Below are 10136 nucleotides of genomic sequence, written 5' to 3'. Positions count from 1 at the left end.
TTATTATTAATGGAGATATAGATAGTAATGAAAGCCTGAAAATTTTAAAAAAATCAGAGAGAGAGGGAAAGTATTTTGACCAAACACTGAATCCAGAGCGTTGTAAACAAATCTGGCAAAGTGTTAATGAAAATCCAAAATTTTAGAGACTGTTTGTAAATGTTATTAAACTACAACAGGAATTGACAATAATTAGTTCCTGAAATCTTTGTAGTTTTTACCGAATAATTAAGGTTGAAAGCATCTTCTTCTTTGAAGAAATAAAGAAAAAAATCCTGTTTGCCAATCCTAATCGGTTTTCAAGGGAGGTAATTGTTAATAATTAATTGTTGAAGATATGCTTCATCTATAGGACTACGCAAATAGGACGCGGATATTCCTCTATTCCCTACCCCCTACTCCTTACTCCCAATTCCGGTGCGGAATGCTGCACAAACCACTCAAATTTATTGTCAAACGCCAAAGAACTTACTGCTATATCACCCTGGGCGATCGCTAAGGACATTGTTCATTAGAAATTTTTCCATCTGGCATAATTGTTTGACACAAAGTAGCAAATAACAACGTTGTTTTTTGATCTATTTTTGCACCACTAAGATTTGCATTAGTTAAGTTAGCTTGACTTAAATCTGCACCTCGCAAATCAGCATTATTTAATGTAGCAAAACTGAGATTTGCTTGATTTAAGTTAGCATTCCTAAGTTCAGCTCCCACTAATTTTGCATAACTTAAATCAGCTTCTATCAGAGTAGAATTTGTCAATTTTACATTAGTAAAGTTAATACCAATCAACTTAGCTTTTTCTAAATTAGCATTCATTAATTGAGCATTTTCTAGATTAACTCGATCTAGAGAAACTATTCGATTGCAATCTACATCTAATTGTCGGCATCGAATTAATTCTGTATCATACAAAAATTGTAATAATAATCCTTTGAGTATTTTATTATCTTCTAAACGAATTGATAAAGCTAATGTATTAGCCCTAATTAAATCTAAATAATCAAATTTATCCGTATCAGTATTATTAATATTTGGTCGGTCTACCAAAATTTCTCGTATTTCTTTCAGGTAGTTTTCCCATATTTGTTCGTGGAGGCGTTTATCAGCAATTTGTTCTTGAATTTGTTCTAAATCGTAAGTAATAAAACTGGCAATTAAACCGATAAAAACAGGCAAAAATATTTTCTCAAAAACTTCCCAAGGTTCTTTCTTAGCTATAGAGGATAAGAGGTTATTCAAGTAGATAACTGGATGAACTCTTTCTGGCTTCATTGTAATCGGGTTTAACTCTTTTTCCCGATAGATTGCAAAGACAAAAATAAAGAAAAATATGAAAGTAATTCCTATAGTATATCTGAACAAAGGCAAACTATTAATTTGTTCTAAAATAGATTCCCAATTAAAAAAATCTTCTCTTGAGTCATGCTGCCAAGTTTCAATTTGAGCATAATTAACAGTACGATCGAGTACTTGATTCTGGCGTAACTTAACTACACTAAATGATACTGATAAAATACTCAAAATTCCTAAGCCAGCAGCAATAAATTTTATTTTCATAGTCAAAAAAATACTATAGTAATCCTATTTTATTTGTGTATAAAAATCTTACTATTTTTAGGAAACAGGGAACAGGGAACAGGGAACAGGGAACAGGTAAGAGTTTCAGTTTTTTTATCTACTTTTTGATTTGTCACAACCAATTTAGGATTGCTATATTACAGCAATAGTATAAACTTTTACCGAATAATTAAGGTTTAAAGCCTCTTCTTTAAAGGAGAAAAAAGCGGTCGTTTTGCTCCGCAAATATGTTGCGTAGCATGACCTAGGAAAAAGCGCAGCTTCCCGTAGGGTGGGATGGCAAGGTCTCCTCGCCATATCCAATCGACCAAGAGAAGAAAAAATTTTCCCTACCGCGTCAATCCTCTCCTTAAAAAGAAGAGGTAATAATTAATAATTAATTGTTGAAAATATCTTCATACTGAAAAGTTTCGATTCCGTATTATTTCAGTTCCAATAATAAAAAATCAAATCAATTATCCCACAGAAATTATCAATTCTTTCCCCCTACTGCCTAACCCCTACTCCCTACTCCCTCTTTTCCGGAGATGCCTACTGATAACTGATAACTGAATTGACAATCCCAAAATTTGGCCTCTAAACAAAAAAAATTATTTTATCTCCCATGAAGTTATGAATTTTTGTTAAAACTTAATCAGAAGTTAACTCCAAGGAATATAAAAGTGGTAGTAATACACAAATCTAATACAAAGTCAACCGCTCAACTACAACACCAGAATAATGGCCAGAAATCTACTAACTTTTGCCAACGACATATTGGCCCTGCTTCTGACGCAATTCAAAAAATGTTGACAGTATTAAGTGTTTCCTCCCTAGATGACCTAATTGACAAAACAGTTCCACAAGTAATTCGATACCAAAAACCCCTAAATCTACCAAAATCTCTGAGCGAGACTGCTGCTCTTGCCCAAATCAAAGAAATAGCCTCCAAAAACCAAGTCTTTCGTTCCTTCATAGGAATGGGTTATTACGACTGCATCACCCCACCAGTTATCCTCCGCAATATCCTAGAAAACCCTGGTTGGTACACTGCTTACACTCCCTATCAAGCAGAAATAGCTCAAGGACGAATGGAAGCATTGCTGAATTTTCAAACCATGATTACAGACTTAACAGGTTTAGAAATAGCTAACGCTTCCCTACTCGACGAAGCTACAGCAGCAGCAGAAGCAATGAGCATGAGTTACGGTCTGTGCAAAACTAAAGCAGAAGCTTTCTTTGTTGACTCTAACTGCCATCCTCAGAATATTGAAGTTGTGAAAACTAGGGCACAACCATTGGGAATAGAAGTTATCGTTGGCGACTTTCGCACCTTCACCTTTGACAAACCAATATTCGGCGCACTCCTCCAATATCCTGCCACCGACGGCGCAATATATGACTACCGCAACTTTGTGGCAAGAGTTCACGAAGTGGGAGGTTTAGTAACTGTTGCTGCTGACTTACTCAGTTTGACTTTGTTAACGCCTCCAGGAGAATTTGGTGCTGATATTGCTGTAGGTAATACTCAACGTTTTGGCGTGTCTCTGGGATACGGCGGTCCTCATGCTGCCTATTTTGCGACAAAAGAAGCTTATAAACGACAAACTCCAGGACGTATTGTCGGAGTTTCTCAAGATTCTAACGGCAAACCAGCGCTAAGGTTGGCATTGCAAACACGGGAACAACATATTCGCAGGGAGAAGGCAACGAGTAATATTTGTACTGCTCAAGTTTTGCTAGCGGTGATGGCAGGTATGTATGCGGTTTATCACGGTCCTGATGGTTTAAAGGAGATTGCGGAAAATATTCACAGTTTGACTGTTAAGTTGGCAACAGGTTTAAAACAGCTTGGTTATCAAGTTGGTGCAGAATCATTTTTTGATACTATTCGGATAACAGTGGGTGCTGAATCTCCTCTGAAAAGTGCAAAAGAAATTATTGATGCTGCTGTTTCAGCAGGTATTAATCTCCGGAGTCTCGACGATCAAACTTTCAGCATTTCCCTAGATGAAACCACAACTAATATAGATGTGCAAAATTTGTGGGAAATTTTTGCTGGTGGAGAACCATTACCAGACATCGAAAACACTCCCCCCCTTACAAAGGAGAGTCAGGGGGGATTACATTCCCGCACCAGCAGTTATTTAACTCACCCAGTATTTAACAGCTACCACTCAGAAACCGAACTATTGCGTTACCTCCACCGTTTACAGGCAAAAGACTTATCCCTAACAACATCAATGATACCGTTAGGTTCCTGTACAATGAAACTCAACTCTACAGCAGAGATGATACCTGTAACCTGGCCGGAATTCGCCAAAATTCATCCTTTCGCCCCCACTTCCCAAACCAAAGGTTATCAAATAATGTTTGAACAACTAGAGGAATGGTTAGCAGAAATCACAGGTTTTAGCGCCATCTCTCTACAACCAAATGCAGGTTCCCAGGGAGAATATACAGGTTTATTAGTAATTCGCGAATATCACGCTCACCGAGGAGAAGCACATCGCAATATTTGTTTGATTCCTGAGTCTGCTCACGGTACAAACCCTGCTTCGGCAGTGATGAGTGGGTTGAAAGTTGTAGTCGTCAAATGCGATAAACAAGGAAATATAGATATTGCAGATCTAAAGGCGAAGACAGAAAAAAACAAAGATAACTTAGCTGCCATTATGGTTACTTATCCCTCAACTCACGGTGTATTTGAGGAAGAAATTTCTGAAATATGCGAAATTATCCACAGTAACGGCGGTCAAGTTTATATGGATGGAGCGAATATGAATGCTCAGGTAGGTTTATGTCGCCCCGCAGAAATAGGAGCAGATGTTTGTCATTTGAATTTGCACAAGACTTTTTGTATTCCTCACGGTGGCGGTGGTCCGGGAATGGGTCCCATAGGCGTTCAATCTCATTTAGCACAGTTTTTACCAGGTCATTCTGTGATTAATATTGGTGGAGAAAATTCTAGTGGAGCGGTATCTGCTGCACCTTGGGGTAGTGCCAGTATTCTGCCAATTTCTTGGATGTATATTGCCATGATGGGTGCAGATGGTTTGACTGAAGCAACCAAAGTAGCAATTTTGAATGCTAATTATATTGCTCAACGGTTGGAGAATTATTATCCAGTTTTGTATAAGGGTAAGCATGGGTTTATTGCTCACGAGTGCATTTTGGATTTGCGTCCGTTGAAAAAGTTGGCTGGTATTGAAGTGGAAGATATTGCCAAACGTTTGATGGATTATGGTTTTCACGCGCCGACTGTTTCTTGGCCTGTGGCGGGAACAATTATGGTGGAACCGACAGAGAGTGAGTCGAAGGAAGAGTTAGACCGTTTTTGTGATGCAATGATTTTGATTCGCCAGGAAATAGAAGAAATTGAAACTGGGAAAGCAGATAAACAGGATAATTTGTTGAAAAATGCACCTCATACCGCAGAGAGTTTGATGGTGGATGAGTGGAAACATGGTTATTCTCGACAACGTGCCGCTTATCCCGCACCTTGGACGCGGGAGCATAAGTTTTGGCCTGCTGTGGGAAGGGTTGATAATGCTTTTGGCGATCGTAATTTTGTGTGTTCCTGTTTGCCGATAGAAGCTTATAGTTAAAAGCGGTCAGCGGTCAGCTATCAGCTATCAGCCAAATTTGTAGGGTGCGTTAGACGGCGTAAATTTAGACTCTGAAAGAGATTTAGCAATCCGTCGTAACGCACCGCCTCTTTCATAATCAGGACTTACACACGGACACTAAATCCAGTGAGGGCGCAATTCGGAGCTTGGCGGAACGCCAATGCCATTTGCTTCGCATAACTATCGTTAACGCCCCTACATATGGCGTTTTAAAGATGAATTTGCGTAAGTCCTGATTATGTTCGGTGCGTTACGCTTCGCTAACACACCCTACCAGACTACTAGACTGTTGCCTGTTCCCTGTTCCCTGTTGCCTACCATCACCCGACTTTTTCAGCAAACCCTAAATATAGCAATCAAAACAAAGATTAGGAGACACTCCCCAAAAAATTAAAACCAATGTCTTACAGTAAATTCACTATAGAAGAGTTGCAAAAAACCTTTAATTTAACAATAGTTGAAACCGTGGGAAAGTTTAATGACTTGCCAGAAATTCCACCGAGTCAATTTTTACAAGAAGCATTGCAATATTACTTACCGTTAGCAGTCGCTATTGGCACAGAAAAAGCACGATCAGAGTTAATTATTGCACCGATTTTATTTGCAATCAAAAAACAGTTAGACAATCAAATAAGCATTTTTTCGGGTGTAGAATTTAATATCGATACTGAACAGGGATTGAATGGTTTTTGTGACTTTATTATTAGTTGTTCCAGTTTGCAACTTTTGATTGAAGCGCCAGTTGTTGCTTTGGTGGAAGCGAAAAACGATAATATCAAGTCGGGTTTAGCTCAATGTATGGCAGAAATGGTCGCTGCCCAAGTTTTTAATCAAAGAGAAGATAACGAAATTCCTTTAATTTATGGGGTTGTTACTACTGGAACTACTTGGCAGTTTTTAGAGTTAGAATCTCAAACTATGACAGTTGATTTGGAAGAATATTCTGTTAAGAATTTACCGAAAATTTTAGGAATTTTAACGAATTTTGTAAGTTATTCGACCGTGAGTTAGTAGTAGTGGACTGTAGTAGACTGTTTCATATAAAATGATACAATAGGAAATCTACTAGAAAATGAAAAAAAGTAGATATTAGCAGTAAACGTAAAAGCGATCTCAACGTTGCAAAAGTAGGGGCAGGTTCCGCGTTAAATTAATGGTGTTATAAATTATCTGATGATCCCGCCCCCAAGGATATAATGCACTACAGAGTTTCTCCAAAAGTGACATCTTCATACAAACTATTAATGCTAGTCCGAAAGTCAATACTTGCCAGATGAATTTCACTGCCTTGAGTGTAAGTGTGCAATACCCAAAGACCTTCAGCATTGCGACGAAAGCATTCTAAACGTTGGCGTTTTTGGTTAATCAAAACGTATTCTTGCAAAGTTGGTAATTGCTGATAGTTGGCAAATTTGTCACCGCGATCGAATGCTTCAGTGCTTTCCGATAAAACTTCCACTATTAAACAAGGATATTTTTTATGATTTGGCAAAGCTTTATCTCTGGCGTCGCAAGTCACCATAACATCAGGATAGAAGAATGTATTGGTAGTTTCTATAAGAGCTTTCATGTCCGACATATAAACACGACAACCACTGCCTCGCAGATAATTTCTCAACAGTGCAAATAAGTTTCCAGCAATGGTGACATGAGCATCACTAGCACCTGCCATTGCGTATACTTGTCCATCAATATATTCGTGTTTGATAGAGCTGAGTTCTTCTCCTGTTAGGTATTCTTCAGGAGGAATATAATTTGTGTTTTGGTTAGCAATCATGTTTTGGGAGATAGAGGTATTATATGATTGTATCATTAGCAATAACGAGAAACCAGAAACTAGCTTTCTCCAAATATGTCTCTACGGATGCGTAGGAAATATAATGTTAAAATCATGATATTTTTCATTATCAAAGCTATATTTTTTTATTTATGGAAGATTACCAAGCAGCTTTTTTAGAACGCTATTCTGATACAGAAATATTAGATAAATCAGGAATAAAAATTGGAGCTATGCACTTTGGAGGTGTCACTATTGAGTGTTTATTAAAAGCAATGATTTTTGCTACTTTACCAAACAGTGCAACTAGAGAATGGAAAACAGATAACAATAATCCAGGACATACTTTTACTAATCCAGGACATAGCTACACAGAAGCATTAAAACGACACAATAAACTTAAATCTAGAATTGATAAATTTCCTCAAGTACGAAAGTGGTTGGATGAAATTGAAAACCCAATGTGTCAACATTTTATAGATATACGTTATTTTGCTATTGAAGCTAATAATGTAAATTATAAAAACTGCTTCAACACATATCAAAAGCTTATAGGATGGCTACAAAAACAAGCTACTACACTTTAATAAATTAAAGGAACTAAAAATGCAAGAAAATTGGCAAGTATTACTAAAGCAAAATATTAAAAACCAATACGTTCAAAACTCTCAAGAATGGGTTGATGTAAATATTTCCACATCAGGTTTGCTCAATTTAACTTTAGTTAGCGATCGCTTTTTTGGTTTATCCATCCCTCATCGGAAAGAACAAATTTCTAACTTATTAAAATCTCAAGTGCCTCATTTATCTCCTGGGTTTCTTTCCTTATATACACCTAAAGAAGCTGAATCACTAAATATTTCACCTCCACAAATTTCTGAGACATTCTCATTAGTAACTTGGCAAGATTTAGCTATCCAAGCAGCAAACCCACAAAATCAACCTCAACTACCCCAGAAAGAACCCAGTATACCCAGAACAGTGACATTTTATTCTTTTAAAGGAGGAGTAGGTAGGACTACTGCATTAACTCATGTAGCCTCAATTTTAGCAATGCGAGGCCGTAAAGTTGTAGCTGTAGATTTAGATTTAGAAGCACCTGGGTTAAGTACAGCATTTAACCTTAAGGAAAAGCCAAAATATGGAATTGTTGATTATTTTTACGAACGTTCCTACTTACCAGAAGGAATAGAACCCAGTATTTTAATTACAGACATATTTAGTGAAGTAAGAATACCTAATGCCACAGGTAGAGTATTTGTTGTTCCTGCTGGATATCTTAGTCTTGATTATGTGTCTAAAGTTGACGATCTTCATGCCACAACTGTTATAGATGGAGATAAAAATCTTTGGTCTATTTTTAAGCAGGAAATTCAAGAACAATTAAAACCAGATATTCTCTTAATTGACTCTAGAACTGGGATTAATCAATGGGGTGCTTTATCATTAATTCAAGCTGCTGATGAAGCAATTATTTTTATTTTTCCTAATGAACAAAATCAACAGGGAATAGAGCTACTATTAGAATCTCTTCAAACTCTGAAAAACCTATCTATTAATTTTGTTTTTTCTCCTGTAACTGATGTGACAAATAGTGGTTTAGATAAAGTCAAAAACATTTGGAATTCCTTGCTTGAAAAGATAAAAAATGAAACATATGAAAACTATGATACTGATGAAGAAGATTCAAATACAAGTAACGAGCAACCAGAAAATGATGAATTATTAGTAATTCCTTACCTTGTACCAATTGCCTTAGCTGATAGTTATCCCATACCAGAAATACAAGATTACTATAGTAAAATCACTAATATAATTGATGAAAAAAATAATGAAATTAAACGCAGTAAAGTTTTAAATATTGTTGAACAAAGATGGGAAATTCTTGAAAATCTAAAGTTTCCTGAAGTAAATGTGGCCGATCAGAAGCAAGATTTAAGCTTATTGTTTCAGCGCACTACTGATTTTGAAAAATTTTTAGATGACACAACCTGCCTAATTCGAGGGAAAAAAGGAACAGGTAAAACTGCCCTATATTGGTTATTTTTAAAACATCAAGAACTAGCTCAAAAATTAGCTCGCGGACGGTTAGATAATACTGTATTTTTATCAGGACACGGTAGATTTCAAGAAAGTAGACCTACCCGTGAAGAATTTCAAATTATTCATGGAACTTTGCAGGAAAAGAATGGAACATGGGAAGCTTTTTGGAGAGCTTATTTACTATTTAGATGTGATCAGGAAGAATTACTAAAATTTCCCAGAGGTAATAAAGGTAAAAGGGGAAAGTTTACCGAGCTGAAAAAAATAATTAATAATTTACCAAAAGATACATGGCAGTCTGAATCAACTAAAGCTTTATTAGAATTATCTACTAACTCTCAACTCATACTTACAGTTAAAGATGCAGTAAATATTATTCTTAATCAAGAGGCAAAAGAAAAGTCTCAAAAATTATGGTTTCTTTACGATGATTTAGATGAAGATTTTTCGGAAGCAGGAGAATTAAGACAACAAGCATTAACTGGATTATTTCAATTAGTTCAGTCTTGTGATGCAAGTAGACTAACAGAAATTAGATTTAAAATTTTCTTGAGAGAAGATATTTGGAATCGTTTAAGTTTTGATAATAAAAGTCATTTTACTGGAAGGGATATTATTTTACAGTGGAATCAAATAGACTTTTTACGTTTAGCGCTTCGTCAAGCAATACAATCTCAAGATTTCAAAAATTTAGTTGACCAAGTTTCTCCTGTTGCTGTTGAAAGTATAGATATAGCGAATGAAGAAGAGCTTGATAAAGCATTAGAATTACTATGGGGAAGTCGTCGTCGAAGAGGAAAAGTATCTCGATGGGTTTATGAACGCTTAACAGACTCAAGTGGCACGACTTTTCCTCGAAGTTTAAGTCTATTACTTGAAGGAGCAAAAGAACAAGAATTAACTTTCAGAGGAAAATCATTAACTCAAATCCGTACAGAGCGTCTACTGCAAGGAAAATCTCTAGAATTTGGGTTAAAAGAAGCATCAAAAAAGCGATGTCAAGAAATTAAAGAGGAATATCCCTATCTAATTAATTTCTTTGATTCTCTTAAGGGAAAATTAGCTTTTTTAACAAAAGAAGAATTACAAGAAATATGGCAGAACTTACCAGAGAAAATTCTAGAAAA

General features: G+C 36.2%; 6 protein-coding genes. 4 read left to right on the top strand and 2 right to left on the bottom strand.

The window, feature by feature from the left end:
* Positions 1-495: 495 nt before the first annotated feature.
* A complete protein-coding gene (locus F6K13_RS05975) occupies positions 496-1560 on the bottom strand; it encodes a pentapeptide repeat-containing protein (protein ID WP_287287023.1) in 1065 nt (354 codons plus the stop codon).
* A 683-nt stretch (positions 1561-2243) separates the two neighbouring features.
* Between F6K13_RS05975 and gcvP the strand changes: the two genes are divergently transcribed.
* Together gcvP and F6K13_RS05965 are read left to right on the top strand one after the other, a co-directional pair.
* Positions 2244-5168: an aminomethyl-transferring glycine dehydrogenase gene (gene gcvP / locus F6K13_RS05970; RefSeq protein ID WP_287287022.1), complete on the top strand. Its 2925-nt coding sequence runs from the start codon at positions 2244-2246 to the stop codon at positions 5166-5168.
* 420 nt (positions 5169-5588) lie between these two features.
* Positions 5589-6200, top strand: a complete 612-nt coding sequence (locus tag F6K13_RS05965) for a hypothetical protein (protein ID WP_287242219.1) — start codon at positions 5589-5591, stop codon at positions 6198-6200.
* Positions 6201-6390: 190 nt separating this feature from the next.
* On the opposite strand, the gene F6K13_RS05960 is transcribed toward F6K13_RS05965, so the two are convergent.
* Complete coding sequence (locus F6K13_RS05960) at positions 6391-6966, bottom strand: Uma2 family endonuclease (RefSeq protein WP_287242222.1); 576 nt, start codon at positions 6964-6966, stop codon at positions 6391-6393.
* A 152-nt stretch (positions 6967-7118) separates the two neighbouring features.
* Here F6K13_RS05960 and F6K13_RS05955 point away from each other — a divergent pair, with 152 nt between their 5' ends.
* Both F6K13_RS05955 and F6K13_RS05950 read left to right on the top strand, forming a co-directional pair.
* Positions 7119-7553, top strand: coding sequence for a hypothetical protein (locus F6K13_RS05955; protein WP_124143013.1), 435 nt, complete (start codon positions 7119-7121; stop codon positions 7551-7553).
* Between the two features lie 19 nt (positions 7554-7572).
* Positions 7573-10136, top strand: a 2564-nt coding sequence (locus F6K13_RS05950) for a ParA family protein (protein ID WP_287287020.1), incomplete at its 3' end; no start/stop codon positions are given.

This window comes from Okeania sp. SIO2B9 (assembly GCF_010672505.1).
Classification (GTDB): domain Bacteria; phylum Cyanobacteriota; class Cyanobacteriia; order Cyanobacteriales; family Microcoleaceae; genus Okeania; species Okeania hirsuta.
The sequence above is the reverse complement of the archived record's forward strand: the minus strand, read 5'-3'. Positions and strand labels throughout refer to the sequence as shown.